This is a genomic window from Metapseudomonas resinovorans DSM 21078 (assembly GCF_000423545.1).
GTDB classification, from domain to species: domain Bacteria; phylum Pseudomonadota; class Gammaproteobacteria; order Pseudomonadales; family Pseudomonadaceae; genus Metapseudomonas; species Metapseudomonas resinovorans.
Window position 1 is genome coordinate 274,620 of the sequence record NZ_AUIE01000002.1, and the last position, 16,186, is coordinate 290,805.

At 62.4% G+C, this 16,186-nt stretch carries 15 protein-coding genes; 3 read left to right on the plus strand and 12 right to left on the minus strand.

Annotation, left to right across the window (positions count from 1 at the left end):
• Nucleotides 1-183: 183 nt before the first annotated feature.
• Complete coding sequence (locus tag G559_RS0103835) at nt 184-1,491, plus strand: MFS transporter (protein WP_028626985.1); 1,308 nt, start codon at nt 184-186, stop codon at nt 1,489-1,491.
• 146 nt (nt 1,492-1,637) lie between these two features.
• Here G559_RS0103835 and G559_RS0103840 read toward each other — a convergent pair whose 3' ends face one another.
• Entirely contained in the window at nt 1,638-2,603 is a 966-nt protein-coding gene (locus G559_RS0103840) for a CobW family GTP-binding protein (RefSeq protein WP_028626986.1), read from the minus strand.
• An 80-nt stretch (nt 2,604-2,683) separates the two neighbouring features.
• Between G559_RS0103840 and G559_RS0103845 the strand changes: the two genes are divergently transcribed.
• Entirely contained in the window at nt 2,684-3,031 is a 348-nt protein-coding gene (locus G559_RS0103845) for a hypothetical protein (protein WP_028626987.1), read from the plus strand.
• 23 nt (nt 3,032-3,054) lie between these two features.
• On the opposite strand, the gene G559_RS0103850 is transcribed toward G559_RS0103845, so the two are convergent.
• From G559_RS0103850 to dksA, 3 genes are read right to left on the minus strand one after another with little or no spacing between them, the layout of a single operon-like run.
• Nucleotides 3,055-3,699: a DUF1826 domain-containing protein gene (locus G559_RS0103850; RefSeq protein ID WP_028626988.1), complete on the minus strand. Its 645-nt coding sequence runs from the start codon at nt 3,697-3,699 to the stop codon at nt 3,055-3,057.
• A complete protein-coding gene (gene zigA, locus G559_RS0103855) occupies nt 3,699-4,907 on the minus strand; it encodes a zinc metallochaperone GTPase ZigA (protein ID WP_028626989.1) in 1,209 nt (402 codons plus the stop codon). Before zigA ends, G559_RS0103850 begins: the two co-directional genes overlap by 1 nt.
• An 11-nt stretch (nt 4,908-4,918) precedes the next feature.
• Nucleotides 4,919-5,338, minus strand: a complete 420-nt coding sequence (dksA, locus tag G559_RS0103860; RefSeq protein WP_028626990.1) for an RNA polymerase-binding protein DksA — start codon at nt 5,336-5,338, stop codon at nt 4,919-4,921.
• 69 nt (nt 5,339-5,407) lie between these two features.
• Here dksA and folE2 point away from each other — a divergent pair, with 69 nt between their 5' ends.
• The gene (gene folE2 / locus G559_RS0103865; protein ID WP_028626991.1) at nt 5,408-6,298 is read left to right on the plus strand and encodes a GTP cyclohydrolase FolE2; all 891 of its coding nucleotides are present in this window, start codon (nt 5,408-5,410) and stop codon (nt 6,296-6,298) included.
• Here folE2 and cfaB read toward each other — a convergent pair.
• The 8 genes from cfaB to atpA all read right to left on the minus strand — a co-directional run bounded on the left by cfaB (nt 6,286) and on the right by atpA (nt 16,177).
• On the minus strand, nt 6,286-7,473 hold the full coding sequence (cfaB, locus tag G559_RS0103870) for a C17 cyclopropane fatty acid synthase CfaB (protein WP_028626992.1): 1,188 nt from the start codon (nt 7,471-7,473) through the stop codon (nt 6,286-6,288). The genes folE2 and cfaB overlap by 13 nt on opposite strands.
• 139 nt (nt 7,474-7,612) lie before the next feature.
• Nucleotides 7,613-9,448, minus strand: a complete 1,836-nt coding sequence (glmS, locus tag G559_RS0103875; protein WP_028626993.1) for a glutamine--fructose-6-phosphate transaminase (isomerizing) — start codon at nt 9,446-9,448, stop codon at nt 7,613-7,615.
• 15 nt (nt 9,449-9,463) lie between these two features.
• Entirely contained in the window at nt 9,464-10,231 is a 768-nt protein-coding gene (locus G559_RS0103880) for a DeoR/GlpR family DNA-binding transcription regulator (protein WP_028626994.1), read from the minus strand.
• A gap of 142 nt (nt 10,232-10,373) precedes the next feature.
• On the minus strand, nt 10,374-11,738 hold the full coding sequence (gene glmU / locus G559_RS0103885; protein WP_028626995.1) for a bifunctional UDP-N-acetylglucosamine diphosphorylase/glucosamine-1-phosphate N-acetyltransferase GlmU: 1,365 nt from the start codon (nt 11,736-11,738) through the stop codon (nt 10,374-10,376).
• A gap of 105 nt (nt 11,739-11,843) precedes the next feature.
• Entirely contained in the window at nt 11,844-12,269 is a 426-nt protein-coding gene (locus G559_RS0103890; RefSeq protein WP_028626996.1) for a F0F1 ATP synthase subunit epsilon, read from the minus strand.
• 43 nt (nt 12,270-12,312) lie between these two features.
• Nucleotides 12,313-13,689 (minus strand): F0F1 ATP synthase subunit beta, encoded by a 1,377-nt coding sequence (gene atpD / locus G559_RS0103895; protein WP_028626997.1) that lies wholly within the window; start codon nt 13,687-13,689, stop codon nt 12,313-12,315.
• 30 nt (nt 13,690-13,719) lie between these two features.
• Complete coding sequence (gene atpG / locus G559_RS0103900; RefSeq protein WP_028626998.1) at nt 13,720-14,580, minus strand: F0F1 ATP synthase subunit gamma; 861 nt, start codon at nt 14,578-14,580, stop codon at nt 13,720-13,722.
• A gap of 52 nt (nt 14,581-14,632) precedes the next feature.
• Complete coding sequence (gene atpA, locus G559_RS0103905; protein WP_028626999.1) at nt 14,633-16,177, minus strand: F0F1 ATP synthase subunit alpha; 1,545 nt, start codon at nt 16,175-16,177, stop codon at nt 14,633-14,635.
• Between the last annotated feature and the right edge of the window lie 9 nt (nt 16,178-16,186).

Consider the following 16,186-nt stretch of genomic DNA (forward strand, 5'->3'; position numbering starts at 1 on the left):
GAATCTTGCTCATCGCCCCCGCGGCATCGGCAGGATTCCGCGCATGAGCGCTGCAAAATCAGTCTGGAACCCTTCTAGTCCGCACCTTTTCTCCCCTGGCACAGCTCCTGCTATGTGCCCTGCGCACAAGCGCGGCCTTGGCCAGCGCCCACGACAACAACTACTAAGCGTCGAGGAAAAATGATGGATAGCTCCAGCACCCTGGCTGCCTCTGCAGAACCCCGCACGACATCGCAACGCATCAAATCCATTTTCAGCGGATCAGTCGGCAACCTGGTCGAGTGGTACGACTGGTACGTGTACGCCGCCTTCTCGCTGTACTTCGCCAAAGCGTTCTTCCCCCAGGGCGACATGACCGCCCAACTGCTCAACACGGCGGCGATCTTCGCCGTGGGCTTCCTGATGCGCCCCATCGGCGGCTGGTTGATGGGCATCTACGCCGACCGCAAGGGCCGCAAGGCCGCGCTGCTGGCCTCGGTACTGCTGATGTGCTTCGGCTCGCTGATCATCGCCCTGACCCCCAGCTACGAGACCATTGGTGTGGCGGCACCGATCCTGCTGGTGGTCGCACGCCTGTTGCAGGGCCTCTCGGTGGGCGGTGAATACGGCACCTCGGCCACCTACCTGTCGGAGATGGCAACCAAGGAGCAACGCGGCTTCTTCTCCAGCTTCCAGTACGTGACCCTGATCTCCGGTCAGCTCATCGCGCTGGCGGTGCTGATCATCCTCCAGCAGACCCTTACCACCGAGCAGCTGGAAAGCTGGGGCTGGCGCGTGCCCTTCTTCATCGGCGCCCTGTGCGCGGTGGTGGCCATGTTCCTGCGTCGCGGCATGGAAGAGACTGACTCCTTCACCAAGAAGAAGGACAAGCCGAAGGAAAGCCTGCTGCGCACCCTGATGCGCCACCCGAAGGAAGTGCTCACCGTGATCGGCCTGACCATGGGCGGCACCCTGGCCTTCTACACGTACACCACCTACATGCAGAAGTACCTGGTGAACACCGTGGGCATGGCCAAGAACGACTCGACCATGATCTCGGCCGCCACGCTGTTCCTGTTCATGCTGCTGCAGCCCATCGTCGGCGGGCTTTCCGACAAGATCGGCCGGCGCCCGATCCTGATCGCCTTCGGCGTGATGGGCACCCTGTTCACCTACCCGATCCTCAGCACCTTGCACACCATCGAGACCTGGTGGGGCGCGTTCTTCCTGATCATGGCGGCGCTGATCATCGTCAGCGGCTACACCTCGATCAACGCCGTGGTGAAGGCCGAGCTGTTCCCCACCGAGATCCGCGCCCTGGGCGTGGGCCTGCCCTACGCACTGACCGTGTCGATCTTCGGCGGCACCGCCGAGTACGTGGCCCTGTGGTTCAAGAGCATCGGCATGGAAAGCGGCTTCTACTGGTACGTCACCGCCTGTATTGCCTGCTCGCTGCTGGTGTACGTGTTCATGAAGGACACCCGCACCCATTCGCGGATGAACCAGGACTGATCCCGGACAAGGATCGACATCAGACGGGCCCTTCGGGGCCCGTTTTCGTTTCCGCCCCGAACATGCACGCACCGTAGGATGGCGTAGAGCGAAGCGAAACCCATCACCGTGGAACCTGGACCTCGCGTGACGCCGCCCGCCCCATCCTACGGAAGCCGGCAAGCCGCCATTCCCGCCTTCAGCACCGCCTCGTCCTGGGGCCCGGCGAAGATCAGCTCCAGACGCGAATCCCTGCGCCATTCGCTGGCTTGCCAGTGGATCGGCGCGCCGTCCAGGGCGTTGCCGGAGAGCCAGCCGGCGTTGCTCTGCAGTACCAGCTTGGCGCGGCGCCAGGGCAGGCTGGCCAGCCATTGCTGCACACGCATCAGCTCGAATTGCTGGCTGGGATGCCAGCGCCAGCCGATGCTCCAGGCGTCGTCGTTCGCCTGGATCTGGCAGATCGGTTCGGCCGGATTCCTCCACAGAACCTGAGGCTTATCCACACCTGTTGGTAAGTCATTGATACCAACAGCTTTTCCACTCTGTGCATGGATGCCTGGAAGGCGCTGGATATCGAGCCTACCCTGTGTCGTCCACAGCAGGGGTACGGCAGGTAATTTGGCGGCAAGTTGTTCACAGGTGACCGAGTCCAGGTTCTCGGCCTTGTTTAATAGCACAAGGCCAGCACTGGAAATGGCCTCCCGCTGGCTGTCTGGCAGTAGCTGGCCCGTAGCCAGCGCCGCTGCGTCAAGCACCATGACGCTTGGCTGTAGCGCCAAAACGCCTTCCCAAGGGGGTTCACGTAGCTGTCGCAGTAGCTCGACCGGGTGTCCGAGTCCGGACGGCTCAATCAGTAGCCGGTCCGGCCGTGCCTTGCGCAGAAGCCGGCCAAGGCCAACCTGGAAGGGCGCGCCGTTGACGCAGCAGACGCAGCCGCCCGCCACCTCGGCGATGGCGATGCCGTCGTCGTTGCGGGTCAGCAATGCGGCGTCCAGGCCAATCTGGCCGAATTCGTTGATCAGCACCGCCCAGCGTTCGTGCGCGGGACGCTGCGCCAGCAGATGACGGATCAGGCTGGTTTTGCCGGCACCCAGGGGGCCGGCGATGAGATGGGTAGGGATATGAGTAAGCATGGACCTATGGTGCTGCTTCACAGCGGGCTTAGAAAGCACCGTGCTAGAGTCGCGTCCTTCATTGCCTGGAGACCCTCCCGATGCGTGTCTGGTTGTTGCCCGTGCTGCTGTTGCTGTCCTCTGGTGCCCATGCCGAAGCCTGTGTGGTGCACAGCCAGGGCGAGGGCGTGGACGTGAAGATCTGCCAGGAAAACCGTAGCATCCCGCGGCAACTCTTCCGTGACGGCTTCTGCAAGCCGGAACTGAAAGGGCAGAAGATCGACGTGAGCTTTGTGGATAACTGCCCCACCGGCGCCTTTGGTGTCTGCCGCAATGCGAGGGTCAGCAACCAGCCCTATCGCCAGGACATCCACTATTACGGCGTAGCCAGCGATGCGCGCTACCTGAAGCCCTTTTGCGAAGGGCAGAGCCAGGGTCAGTGGGAGTGACGCAGAGCCGCCAGAAGCTGCACCTAACCCAGCCAGTCAAGTGTAAGCAGCAACCGGCCCTTGCCCGGCGCGGCCTGCGGCGATCTGTGGATAATTCCACGCCCTTCATTGCCTTGCCACTTCTCGCCCTTGAACAGGGCGACATGGCCGGCAGCCATCTGCTGGTTATCCACAACCCGGGCCGGCTCGGCGGCCGGATCGCCCAACCGCGATCGCAGCATCTCGCCCTCCCGCAGCCACTGGCTGCCCGCTCCCGCGTAGGTGGTGATCAGCCTCAGCGGCACATGGTCAACGTGGAAGCGCGGGCACATGGGTTTGTCCAGGCGGCGCAGACGCAAGCCGATGCGCCGGGCATCCACCAGACAGGCGAAGGCCCGTACCAGCCAGCTCACGTCCGCGACGAATCCCCGGTGCCCCTCCAGGTCGGCGAAGCCGGCGACGAGGTCAGAGAGGTTGGGCTCGCAGTCCGCGTCTGGCAGTTCCAGGATCAGGGACTCGGCCAGCGGCTCACCTAGCGCCAGCAGGCTATTGGCGAAGCCCTGGATATGCAGGGGGAGTTGCCGGCGCCAGATGGCGATGTTGACCCCGTCCTGCAATGCCTCACCGAGCACGTCCGGGCCATCACCCAGCACCGGGTACGGGGTCGAGTCCAGCTGCTGTGCCAGCATCAGGCGGCCTCCTCGATATGCCACGGGCCGAAGGGGTCGGGCAGCAGACTCCAGCCTTCCGGCCCCCCGGCCATCTCGTCGTCATCCAGCAGGCAGGCATCCAGATCGGCGTGCAGGCGCTGGAAGTCGATCCCCTGGCCGATGAACACCAGTTCCTGGCGGCAGTCTCCCACGTCGGCCGTCCAGTACTGGAGAACCGTGCGCAGGCCCTCCTCGTCGTCGGGCCAGCGCTCACGGGGTACGAAGCGCCACCAGGCGCCGGCCAGGCCGTAGCGCATCAGGCCACCGGCCTGGGACCAGCTACCGGCATCGCGGTAGCGGCTGGCCAGCCAGAAGAATCCCTTGGAACGCAACAGGCGACCATTGCTCCATTCGCGGTTCAGAAAGTGGAAGAAGCGCTGCGGATGGAACGGCCTTCGCGCGCGGTACGCCGTGGAAGCGATGCCATATTCCTCGGTTTCCGGGGTGTGCTCGCCCCGCAACTCCTTCAGCCAGCCCGGCGCCTGGGCGGCACGATCGAAATCGAACCGGCCGGTATCGAGGATACGCTTGAGGTCCACCTGGCCCATGACCATCGGCAGCACATCGGCATCAGGATTGAGGCGGCGCAGGATGGCGGTCAGTTCTTCGCGCTCAGCACTGGAGATCAGGTCGGCCTTGCTGATCAACAACACGTCAGCGAATTCCACCTGCTCGATCAGCAGATCGCTGATCGAGCGTTCATCGTCCTGCCCCAAGGATTCACCATGGCTTTCGAGGCTTTCCCCGGCCTGGTAGTCACGCAGGAAGTTCACCCCATCCACTACCGTCACCAGGGTATCCAGGCGGGCCGTGTCGGAGAGGCTTCGGCCCTGCTCGTCGCGAAAGGTGAAGGTCTCGGCCACCGGCAACGGTTCGGAGATGCCGGTGGATTCGATCAGCAGGTAATCGAAGCGCCCCTCGTGGGCGAGGCGGCTGACCTCTTCCAGCAAGTCCTCACGCAGGGTGCAGCAGATGCAACCGTTGCTCATCTCGACGAGGCGTTCTTCGGCGCGGTTCAGGCTGACGTCCCGCTGTACCTCGCTGGCATCGATGTTGATTTCGCTCATGTCGTTGACGATCACGGCCACACGTAGCTGATCGCGATTGCGCAGCACGTGGTTGAGCAGCGTGCTCTTGCCGGCGCCGAGGAAGCCGGACAGCAGGGTGACAGGTAGGCGTTGGTCCATGGTGGTGTCCTTCAGGCGGGGCGCTGGTGGCGTTCTTGTAGTTCCTGGCGTTGCTTGGCCTCCAGGCAGAGGGTTGCCGTGGGCCGTAGCAACAGGCGACGCAGGCCAATGGGATCGCCGCTTTCCTCGCACCAGCCATACTCGCCGCGGGCGATGCGACTCAGGGCTTCGTCGATCTTGTCCAACAGGCGCTTCTCCCGTTCCAGCAGGCGCAGTTGCCACAGGCGCTGTTCCTCGCGGCTGGCGAGATCGATTTCGTCACTGGCCGGCTCGACCTCGCGCAGCGCACCAAACTCAGCGTCGATGTGCCGGCGCAATTCCTCTCGCTGGCGCTCCAGCAGATCACGGAAGTACGCCCGCTGGGACTCATTCATGTAGGCCTCGGCAGGCTGGGCCAACAGTTCTTCGCGGCTGAGTGGAGTGTCTGGCATGGTGGCGATCTTCATTGACTTACATTTGTTATAACATAACATTAACCACCGATTTCAAGAGCCCATCCGATGAACGTCATCCCCCTCCCGGATATCGCCGCCCAAGCCACTAGCCAAAACCTGGCCCTGGACTGGGTCGGCATGTGCGGTATTGCCCAGCCATTGCTGGTAGACGGCCAGCGCGTCGTCGCGCACGCCGATGCTGGCGTCAGCCTGGATGACGCCAGTGCCCGGGGTATCCATATGTCGCGGCTTTATCTGGCGCTGGAAGAACTGGAGCAGCTGGAACTGTCCACCTACCTCCTGCGCCGGGTGCTGGCGCGCTTCCTGGATAGCCATCAGGGACTGTCCAATAGCGCCAGCCTGAGGCTGTACGGCGAGATGCTGCTGAAGCGACCAGCGCTGATCAGCGCCCTTTCTGGATGGCGGGCATATCCCTTTGAAATCCTTGCGCGCCAGGATCGACGGGGGTTCCACGTGGAACTTCAGCTGGAGCTGATCTATTCCTCCACGTGCCCATGCTCCGCCGCCCTGGCTCGTCAGTTGATCCAGCAACGCTTCACCGAGGATTTCTCCGACCAACCACTCGACCGGGAGCGCGTGCTGGCCTGGCTGGGCAGCACCCAGGGCATAGTCGCCACCCCGCACAGCCAGCGCAGCAACGCCAGGCTGTGGGTGCGTCTGGGAACGTTCCAATCCATTCCGATTCGTCGTCTGGCGGATCTGGCCGAACAGGCCTTGGGCACCGCCGTCCAGACAGCCGTCAAGCGCGCGGATGAGCAAGCCTTTGCCCTGGCCAATGGCCAGAATCTGATGTTCTGCGAGGATGCCGCTCGACGCCTGGGCAGGTCCCTGCGCGAACAGGATTGGCTGGAGGGCTTCAGGCTACGGGTTGTGCATTCGGAGAGCCTCCACGCCCACGACGCCGTAGCCGAGTATGCCTGGCGCTATGAGACGTAGAGGTCGGCCCTGCTCCACGGCAGTTCAAGGGCTCCATCCGCACGGGGCTTTGTGGCGAGAATCTGGTGCAGGTTGATCCAGCCCTTCTGGAAGGCATGAGAACATCCCGCCAGATACAGCCGCCAGATGCGTAGCGCCTGCTCAGGCACCAGCTGGGAGGCCTTCGCCAGGTTGGCTTCCAGATTGCTGCTCCAGAACTCCAGGGTCCGCGCGTAGTGCAGTCGCAAGCTCTCCACATCTGCCACTTCGAAGCCGACCAGACTCAGCTCAGTAACCATAGTGGCCAGATGCGGCAACTCGCCATGGGGGAAGACGTAACGGTCGATAAAGTCGCCAGCACCCCGTCCGACCGGACGACCATCCGGATGCCGCGCGGTAATGCCATGGTTCATAACCAGCCCACCTGCGCGCACCGCACCATACAGCCGCTGGCAGTAGACCGGCAGATTGGCATGGCCGACGTGTTCGAACATGCCGACGCTGACCACCTTGTCGAAGCGACCGTCCTGCGGCAAGTCACGATAATCCAGCAGTTCCAGATCGATCTGATCCTCTAGCCCTTCGGCCTTGACCCGTTCCCGCCCCAGAGCCAGTTGCTCTTGGCTCAGGGTGATGCCGAACACCCGGACGCCGTACTCACGGGCAGCGAAGCGCGCCAGCCCGCCCCAGCCACAACCCACGTCCAGCAGGTACTCGCCGGGCTTCAGACGAAGCTTGCGGCAGAGGTGGTGCAGCTTGGCCTGCTGGGCGCTGGCCAGATCTTCGGTACCGGTGGGGTAGTAAGCGCAGGAATAGACCATCTCGGGGTCCAGCCAGAGCGCATAGAAGTCATTGGACAGATCGTAGTGATAGGAGACAGCCGCAGCGTCGGTGGCCTTGTCGTGGGATTGGCGCTCGGGCACCGCCTCCTCTTCGTCACCGATCAGCGCTTCGCTCAGGGCATCGCCAACCCGGATCACCTCCAGAATCGGCCCGGTGAGTTCCACGCGCCCTTCGACGTAGGCAGCGCCCAGCGTGTCGAGGCTTGGCCGGTTAAGCAACGAGACCAGACTGGGATCTTTCACCGTCATGGTCACCGTGGGATTCGGGCCGAGGTCGATTTCCTTGCCATCCCAGAGCTGCACGCGTAACGGCAGCTTCAGATCGCGCAGGAGCGGTGGAAGTTGCGCAAGCATGGGAACTCCTCCTTCACCAAGGACACTGGAAAGGTAGACCACCCTGAACGGTTGTCAGGCTATCGAGTTGATAGCCTCCATCAATTTAGACAACAAAAAAGCCCGGCGAACCGGGCTTCTCCAGTTCGAAGTGCCTGAACTATTCGACAGTCACGGACTTTGCGAGGTTTCGCGGTTGGTCCACGTCAGTGCCCTTGAGCACAGCGACATAGTAGGACAGCAGCTGCAGCGGGATGGTGTAGAGGATCGGTGCCAGGGAGTCATCAATGTGCGGCATGGCCACCACATGAGTGCCCACCCCGTTGTCGATACCGGCTTCGCGGTCAGCGAACACGATCAGCTCACCGCCACGGGCACGCACTTCCTGCAGGTTGGATTTGAGCTTTTCCACCAGTTCGTTGTTCGGTGCGACGGTGACCACCGGCATGTCGCTGTCCACCAGGGCCAGCGGACCGTGCTTGAGTTCACCGGCCGGGTAGGCCTCGGCATGGATGTAGGAGATTTCCTTGAGCTTCAGCGATCCTTCCATCGCCACCGGGTACTGAGCACCGCGACCGAGGAACAGCGTGTGGTGCTTCTCGGCAAACAGCTCCGCGACCTTCTCCACGGTCTTGTCCATGGCCAGGGCTTCGCCCAGACGGGTCGGCAGACGACGCAGTTCTTCCACCAGATGGGCTTCTACGCCGGCATCCAGCGTGCCGCGCACCTGGCCGAGGGACAGCGTCAGCAGCATCAGGCCGACCAGCTGGGTGGTGAAGGCCTTGGTGGAGGCCACGCCGATTTCCGGGCCGGCCTGGGTCAGCAGGGTCAGGTCGGATTCGCGCACCAGGGAGCTGGTGCCGACGTTGCAGATGGCCAGGCTGGTCAGGTAGCCCAGCTCCTTGGCATTGCGCAGGGCGGCCAGGGTATCGGCGGTTTCGCCGGACTGGGAAATGGTCACGAACAGGGTGTCCGGCTGCACCACGACCTTGCGGTAGCGGAACTCGCTGGCCACTTCGATCTGGCAAGGGATACCGGCCAAGTCTTCCAGCCAGTAACGGGCGACCATGCCGGCGTGGTAGCTGGTACCGCAGGCAACGATCTGCACGTTGCGGACCTTGGCGAAGAGCTCAGCGGCACGCGGACCAAAGGCGTTGACCAGCACATGGTCGGTGCCCAGCCGGCCTTCCAGGGTGCGTTGCACGACCTTGGGCTGCTCGTGGATTTCCTTGAGCATGAAGTGGCGATACTCGCCCTTGTCGGCAGCTTCGGCGCCTTCGTGGTACTGCACCTGCTCACGCTGAACCGCGCAACCCTGCTGGTCCCAGATCTGCACGCTATCGCGGCGGATCTCGGCGATGTCGCCTTCTTCCAGATAGATGAAGCGGTCGGTGACCTGGCGCAGCGCCAGTTGGTCGGAGGCGAGGAAGTTCTCGCCCAGGCCCAGGCCGATCACCAGGGGGCTGCCGCTGCGGGCTGCGAGCAGGCGGTCGGGCTGGCTGGCACTGATCACAGCCAGACCGTAGGCGCCATGCAGCTCGGCCACTGCGGACTTGAGTGCGTCGGCAAGGTCGGTGTCGGTCTTCAGTTTGTGGTGTAGGAGGTGCACGATGACTTCGGTATCGGTATCCGAGGTAAAGACGTAGCCAAGCCCCTTGAGCTGCTCACGGAGTGCTTCGTAGTTCTCGATGATGCCGTTGTGCACGACGGCCAGCTGGTCACCAGAGAAATGCGGGTGGGCGTTGTGCTCGCTGGGGGCGCCGTGGGTCGCCCAACGGGTGTGGGCGATGCCCAGTCGACCGGCCAGGGGTTGCTCGGCCAGGGCCTGATCCAACCCGGCAACTTTGCCGACGCGGCGACGACGGTCCAGATCGCCGTCGTTGGTGAAGACGGCTACCCCGGCACTGTCATAACCACGGTATTCGAGGCGCTTCAGGCCCTCGACCAGGATTGCGGTGATATTGCGCTCGGCGATGGCGCCAACGATGCCACACATGGCTGTTCTCCTATCTCAATCAATACGCGCGCAGATCAGCTTGACCCCGCGCGCAGCTATCTGTTCGCGCGCTTCGGCAGCAAGGCGCTCATCGGTAATCAGGGTATGGATGCTGCTCCAGGGCAGCTCCAGGTTGGGGATGCGCCGGCCGACCTTGTCGGATTCGGCGAGGACGATCACCTCTCGGGCCACTTCGGCCATGACCCGCGAAAGCCCCAGCAGTTCATTGAATGTGGTCGTGCCGCGTTGCAAATCGAGGCCGTCAGCGCCGATGAAGAGCTGGTCAAAATCGTACGAACGCAGAACCTGTTCGGCCACCTGGCCCTGGAAGGACTCGGAATGCGGGTCCCAGGTGCCACCGGTCATCAGGAGCACGGGCTCATGCTCCAGCTCGCGCAAGGCGTTGGCGACGCTGAGGGAATTGGTCATCACCACCAGGCCAGGCTTGCGGCCGAGCTCGGGGATCATCGCCGCGGTGGTGCTGCCGCTGTCGATGATGATGCGAGCGTGTTCGCGGATGCAGCCGACCGCAGCGCGGGCGATCGCCAGCTTGTAGGACGATACCGGCTGGCTGCCTTCCCCGATCAGTTCCTGGGGCATCGGCACGGCACCGCCGTAACGGCGCAGCAGCAGGCCGTTCTTCTCCAGGGCGGTAAGGTCTTTACGGATGGTCACTTCGGACGTGGCGAAGGCCTTTGCCAGCGCGTCGACACTCACCTCACCCTGCTCTTCGAGCAGCGCAAGGATAGCGTGGCGGCGTTGGGGCGTATTGCGCTTCGACATCGGCAAAAGTTTCGTTTCGAAAGATAATGGCGCGAATCAAAACCTAACGAAGCTTCTTCGTCAACCCCGAAAACGACAAAAGGCGGCCTGGGCCGCCTTTTGTCTGGATCAAACGTTATCCACAGGCTGCTTATCCACAGGCCTACTTCTTGATCTTCACCGGACGCTTCCAGCCTTCAATGTTGCGCTGCTTGGCACGGCCGACGGCCAGGGTATTGGCGGGTACGTCCTGCGTGATGATCGAGCCGGCACCGGTGGTCGCACCGTCGCCCAGGGTGACCGGGGCCACCAAGGCGCTGTTGGAACCGATGAAGACGTCTTCACCCATCACGGTGCGGAACTTGTTGGCGCCATCGTAGTTGCAGGTGATGGTGCCGGCGCCAATGTTGGTACGTGCACCGATCTCGGCATCGCCCAAATAGGCCAGGTGGCCGGCCTTGGCGCCCTCTCCCATCACGGCGTTCTTCAGCTCGACGAAGTTACCCACATGGGCATTGGCGCCCAGCACGGTTCCAGGACGCAGGCGCGCGAACGGACCACAATCAGCACCCGCGCCCAACTCGGCACCTTCCAGGTGGCTGTTGGCCTTGACCACAGCACCACGACGCAGGGTGGAGTCCTTGATCACGCAGTTGGGGCCGATCTGTACGCCGTCCTCGATCACGACCTTGCCTTCGAGGATCACGTTCACATCAATCAGTACATCGCGGCCCACGGTCGCTTCGCCGCGAAGGTCAAAGCGGGCCGGATCCAGCAGGGTCACCCCCTGGGCCATCAAGCGGCGAGCGGCACGTTTCTGGTAGTGGCGTTCGAGTTCTGCGAGTTGGATGCGATCGTTGGCCCCCTGTACTTCCATGGCGTCATGGGGGTTTTCGGTGGCCACCACCAGGCCATCGGCCACAGCCATCGCAATGACGTCGGTAAGGTAGTACTCGCCCTGGGCGTTGTCGTTGGACAGGCGTCCGAGCCAATCAGTCAGGCGCTTCCCGGGAACGGCGAGGATGCCGGTATTACCTTCACGGATGGTGCGCTGCTCAGCGGTGGCGTCCTTGTGCTCGACGATGGCCTTCACCACGCCGCCGGCGTCACGAACGATACGGCCGTAGCCAGTGGGGTCTTCCAGCTCAACAGTAAGCAGGGCGAGCTGATCTTCCCTCACCTTATCCAGCAGACGCTGCAGGGTTTCCACTTCGATCAACGGCACGTCGCCGTAAAGGATCAGCACGCGCTCGGCGGACAACTGCGGCAGGGCCTGGGCGACAGCGTGGCCGGTACCCAGCTGCTCAGCCTGGAGGACGAAGTTCAGGTCCTCTGCGGCCAGTCGCTCACGTACGGTTTCAGCACCGTGGCCGATCACCACATGGATGCTCTTGGGCTCGAGCTTGCGGGCGGTATCGATGACGTGGCCGAGCATGGCCTTGCCGGCCACCGGATGCAGGACCTTGGGTAGGGCCGAACGCATGCGCGTGCCCTGGCCAGCGGCGAGGATGACGATATCGAGGGACATGGGAAAAATCACCGAATCAGGCTGGTAAGCGAAAACCGGAATGCCGGAAAAGAAAAAGGGCAGCCAAGGCTACCCTTTTACTTATCCACAATGAAGCCTTGGGCCTTAGCCGCCGAACTTCTTGCGGATCTGCTGGACGGTACGCAGCTGCGCCGCGGCCTCGGCCAGACGAGCGGAGGCGGCAGAGTAATCGAACTCCGCGCCCTTCTCGTGGAGGGCCTTCTCAGCAGCCTTGAGGGACTCCTGAGCAGCAGCTTCGTCCAGGTCGCCGGCGCGCAGCACGGTGTCGGCCAGGACCTTCACCATGTTGGGCTGGACCTCGAGGAAACCACCAGAGATGTAGTACACCTCCTCCTCACCACCCTGCTTGACCAGGCGGATCGGACCCGGCTTGAGGTCGGTGATCAGCGGGGCGTGACCCGGAGCGATACCCAGATCGCCCAGGTTGCCGTGCGCAATCACCATCTCCACCAGACCGGAGAATATCTCCGCTTCGGCGCTGACGATATCGCAATGGACAGTAATAGCCATACGCTTGCCTCACGTAAGCGCCCGTTGCCGGGCGCTCAGGGGGTTACAGTTTCTTCGCTTTCTCGATGGCTTCTTCGATGCCGCCGACCATGTAGAACGCCTGCTCGGGCAGGTGGTCGTAGTCACCGTTGAGGATGCCTTTGAAGCCAGCGATGGTGTCCTTCAGCGACACGTACTTGCCCGGGGAACCGGTGAAGACTTCGGCCACGAAGAACGGCTGGGACAGGAAGCGCTGGATCTTACGAGCACGGTTAACGAGCTGCTTGTCCGCTTCGGACAGTTCGTCCATACCCAGGATCGCGATGATGTCCTTCAGTTCCTTGTAACGCTGCAGAACGTACTGGACACCACGAGCGGTCTCGTAGTGGTCCTGACCGATCACCAGCGGGTCCAGCTGGCGGGAGGTCGAGTCCAGCGGATCAACGGCCGGGTAGATACCCAGGGACGCGATGTCACGGGACAGTACGACGGTGGCGTCCAGGTGGGCGAAGGTGGTCGCCGGGGACGGGTCGGTCAGGTCGTCCGCAGGAACGTATACGGCCTGGATGGAGGTGATCGAACCGGTCTTGGTGGAGGTGATGCGCTCTTGCAGAACGCCCATTTCCTCGGCCAGGGTCGGCTGGTAACCCACAGCGGACGGCATACGACCCAGCAGCGCGGACACTTCGGTACCGGCCAGGGTGTAGCGGTAGATGTTGTCGACGAACAGCAGAACGTCGCGGCCTTCGTCACGGAACTTCTCGGCCATGGTCAGCCCGGTCAGTGCAACGCGCAGACGGTTGCCCGGCGGCTCGTTCATCTGGCCGTATACCAGGGCCACTTTGTCCAGAACGTTGGAATCCTTCATCTCGTGGTAGAAGTCGTTACCCTCACGAGTACGCTCACCCACGCCGGCGAACACAGAGTAACCGCTGTGCTCGATCGCGATGTTACGGATCAGTTCCATCATGTTTACGGTCTTGCCTACACCGGCGCCACCGAACAGGCCGACCTTACCGCCTTTGGCGAAGGGGCAGACCAGGTCGATTACCTTGATGCCGGTTTCCAGCAGCTCGTTGCCACCCGCCTGCTCGGCGTAGGACGGAGCGTCGCGGTGGATAACCCAACGCTCTTCTTCGCCGATGGGGCCTGCTTCGTCGATCGGGTTGCCCAGCACGTCCATGATGCGGCCCAGGGTCGCTTTACCGACCGGGACGGAAATGGCCTTGCCAGTGTTGGAGACGTCCAGGCCACGCTTGAGGCCTTCGGTCGAACCCATTGCGATGGAACGAACCACGCCGTCGCCCAGCTGCTGCTGAACTTCGAGGGTGGTTTCGACGCCGCTGACTTTCAGCGCGTCGTATACGTTCGGCACCTGATCACGCGGGAATTCCACGTCGATAACGGCGCCGATGATTTGAACGATACGTCCGCTACTCATATCTGGTTCCTCTAAATATATGAACCGGTCTTAAACCGCGGCAGCGCCGCCGACGATTTCCGAAATCTCTTGAGTGATCGCTGCCTGACGCGCCTTGTTGTAGATCAGCTGGAGGCTGCTGATCAGGTCACCGGCGTTGTCGGTGGCGTTCTTCATCGCGATCATCCGTGCCGCCTGCTCGCAGGCGTTGTTCTCTACCACGGCCTGATACACCTGGGATTCCACGTAGCGCACCAGCAGACCTTCGAGGATCTCCTTGGCGTCGGGTTCGTAGAGGTAATCCCAGTGATGCTTCAACTCTTGATCCGGGTCGGCCACCAGCGGAACCAGTTGGTCCACGGTCGGCTTCTGCGTCATGGTGTTGACGAACTTGTTGGAGACCACGAACAGGCGATCGATACGGCCATCCAGGTATGCATCGAGCATAACCTTGACGCTGCCGATCAGGTCGTTGATCGAGGGTTCCTCGCCGAGGTGGCTGATGGCTGCAACGACGTTACCGCCGTAGTTGCGGAAGAAGGCCGCACCCTTGCCACCAATCACGCAGAGGTCGATCTCCACGCCGTCCTGACGGTAACCCGCCATGTCTTTGACCAGAGCCTTGAACAGGTTGATGTTCAAGCCGCCGCACAAACCACGGTCGCTGCTCACCACCACGTAACCGACGCGCTTGACCTCACGCTCGATCATGAAGGGATGGCGGTATTCCGGGTTCGCGTTGGCCAAATGACCGATCACCTGGCGGATGCGCTCCGCGTAGGGGCGGCTGGCAGCCATGCGCAGTTGAGCCCTGCGCATCTTGCTGACCGCCACCTTTTCCATGGCGCTGGTGATCTTCTGCGTGCTTTTGATGCTCGCAATCTTGCTGCGAATCTCTTTTGCGCCTGCCATGTAACACCTATCGGGTTAGCAGGCGGGGGGCCTTACGACCCCCCGCTGCGGCTTACCAGGTTTGGGTGGCCTTGAACTTCTCGATACCAGCCTTGATGCCGGCGTCGATCTCGTCGTTGAAGTCACCCTTCTCGTTGATCTTCGCCATCAGTGCGGCGTGATCACGGTTGAAGTAGGCGATCAAGGCTTGTTCGAAGGCGCCGATCTTGGCGAGCTCGATGTCCTGCAGGAAGCCACGCTCAGCGGCGTACAGGCTCAGCGACATGTCGGCAATGGACATGGGCGCGTATTGCTTCTGCTTCATCAGCTCGGTAACGCGCTGACCATGCTCGAGCTGCTTGCGGGTAGCCTCGTCCAGGTCGGAAGCGAACTGCGCGAACGCAGCCAGCTCACGGTACTGGGCCAGGGCGGTACGGATACCACCGGACAGCTTCTTGATGATCTTGGTCTGGGCCGCGCCACCAACACGGGATACCGAGATACCGGCGTTGACGGCCGGACGGATACCCGAGTTGAACAGGGCGGATTCCAGGAAGATCTGACCGTCGGTGATGGAGATCACGTTGGTCGGAACGAACGCGGAAACGTCACCAGCCTGGGTTTCGATGATCGGCAGGGCGGTCAGGGAACCGGTCTTGCCTTTCACAGCGCCGTTGGTGAACTTCTCGACGTACTCTTCGGAAACGCGGGAAGCGCGCTCCAGCAGACGGCTGTGGAGATAGAACACGTCGCCCGGGTAGGCTTCGCGGCCCGGCGGGCGGCGCAGCAGCAGGGAGATCTGGCGGTAGGCTACGGCCTGCTTGGACAGGTCATCGTAAATGATCAGGGCGTCTTCGCCGCGGTCGCGGAAGAATTCACCCATGGTGCAGCCAGAGTACGGAGCGATGTACTGCAGAGCAGGGGATTCGGAAGCACTGGCGGCCACGATGATGGTGTTGGCCAGGGCGCCGTTTTCTTCCAGCTTGCGAACAACGTTGGCGATGGTCGATTGCTTCTGACCGATGGCTACGTATACGCAGCGGATGCCGCTGTCTTTCTGGTTGATGATGGCGTCGACAGCCAGGGCGGTCTTGCCGATCTGACGGTCGCCAATGATCAGCTCACGCTGGCCACGGCCGATCGGGATCATGGCGTCAACGGCCTTGTAGCCGGTCTGTACCGGCTGGTCTACCGATTTACGCCAGATCACGCCCGGCGCTACTTTTTCCACCGCATCGGTGGCAGCAGCGTTGATCGGACCTTTGCCGTCGATCGGGTTGCCCAGGGCGTCAACGACGCGACCCAGCAGTTCCGGACCAACCGGGACTTCCAGGATGCGGCCGGTGCACTTGGCGCTCATACCTTCGGCCAGGCCGGTGTACTTGCCCAGGATTACGGCACCTACGGAGTCTTGCTCCAGGTTCAGCGCCATACCGTAAACGCCGCCCGGGAACTCGATCATCTCACCGTACATCACATCGGCCAGGCCGTGAATGCGCACGATGCCGTCGGAGACGGAAACGATGGTGCCCTCGTTGCGGGCTTGGGAAGAGACGTCGAGTTTCTCGATACGTCCCTTGATGATTTCACTAATTTCGGAAGGATTGAGTTGCTGCATTGCTCTGCT

Coding starts and splice junctions, on each gene's coding strand:
- G559_RS0103835 (WP_028626985.1), top strand. CDS start 184: ATGGATAGCTCCAGCACCCTGGCTGCCTCTGCAGAACCCCGCACGACA.
- G559_RS0103840 (WP_028626986.1), bottom strand. CDS start 2,603: ATGCTTACTCATATCCCTACCCATCTCATCGCCGGCCCCCTGGGTGCC.
- G559_RS0103845 (WP_028626987.1), top strand. CDS start 2,684: ATGCGTGTCTGGTTGTTGCCCGTGCTGCTGTTGCTGTCCTCTGGTGCC.
- G559_RS0103850 (WP_028626988.1), bottom strand. CDS start 3,699: ATGCTGGCACAGCAGCTGGACTCGACCCCGTACCCGGTGCTGGGTGAT.
- zigA (WP_028626989.1), bottom strand. CDS start 4,907: ATGGACCAACGCCTACCTGTCACCCTGCTGTCCGGCTTCCTCGGCGCC.
- dksA (WP_028626990.1), bottom strand. CDS start 5,338: ATGCCAGACACTCCACTCAGCCGCGAAGAACTGTTGGCCCAGCCTGCC.
- folE2 (WP_028626991.1), top strand. CDS start 5,408: ATGAACGTCATCCCCCTCCCGGATATCGCCGCCCAAGCCACTAGCCAA.
- cfaB (WP_028626992.1), bottom strand. CDS start 7,473: ATGCTTGCGCAACTTCCACCGCTCCTGCGCGATCTGAAGCTGCCGTTA.
- glmS (WP_028626993.1), bottom strand. CDS start 9,448: ATGTGTGGCATCGTTGGCGCCATCGCCGAGCGCAATATCACCGCAATC.
- G559_RS0103880 (WP_028626994.1), bottom strand. CDS start 10,231: ATGTCGAAGCGCAATACGCCCCAACGCCGCCACGCTATCCTTGCGCTG.
- glmU (WP_028626995.1), bottom strand. CDS start 11,738: ATGTCCCTCGATATCGTCATCCTCGCCGCTGGCCAGGGCACGCGCATG.
- G559_RS0103890 (WP_028626996.1), bottom strand. CDS start 12,269: ATGGCTATTACTGTCCATTGCGATATCGTCAGCGCCGAAGCGGAGATA.
- atpD (WP_028626997.1), bottom strand. CDS start 13,689: ATGAGTAGCGGACGTATCGTTCAAATCATCGGCGCCGTTATCGACGTG.
- atpG (WP_028626998.1), bottom strand. CDS start 14,580: ATGGCAGGCGCAAAAGAGATTCGCAGCAAGATTGCGAGCATCAAAAGC.
- atpA (WP_028626999.1), bottom strand. CDS start 16,177: ATGCAGCAACTCAATCCTTCCGAAATTAGTGAAATCATCAAGGGACGT.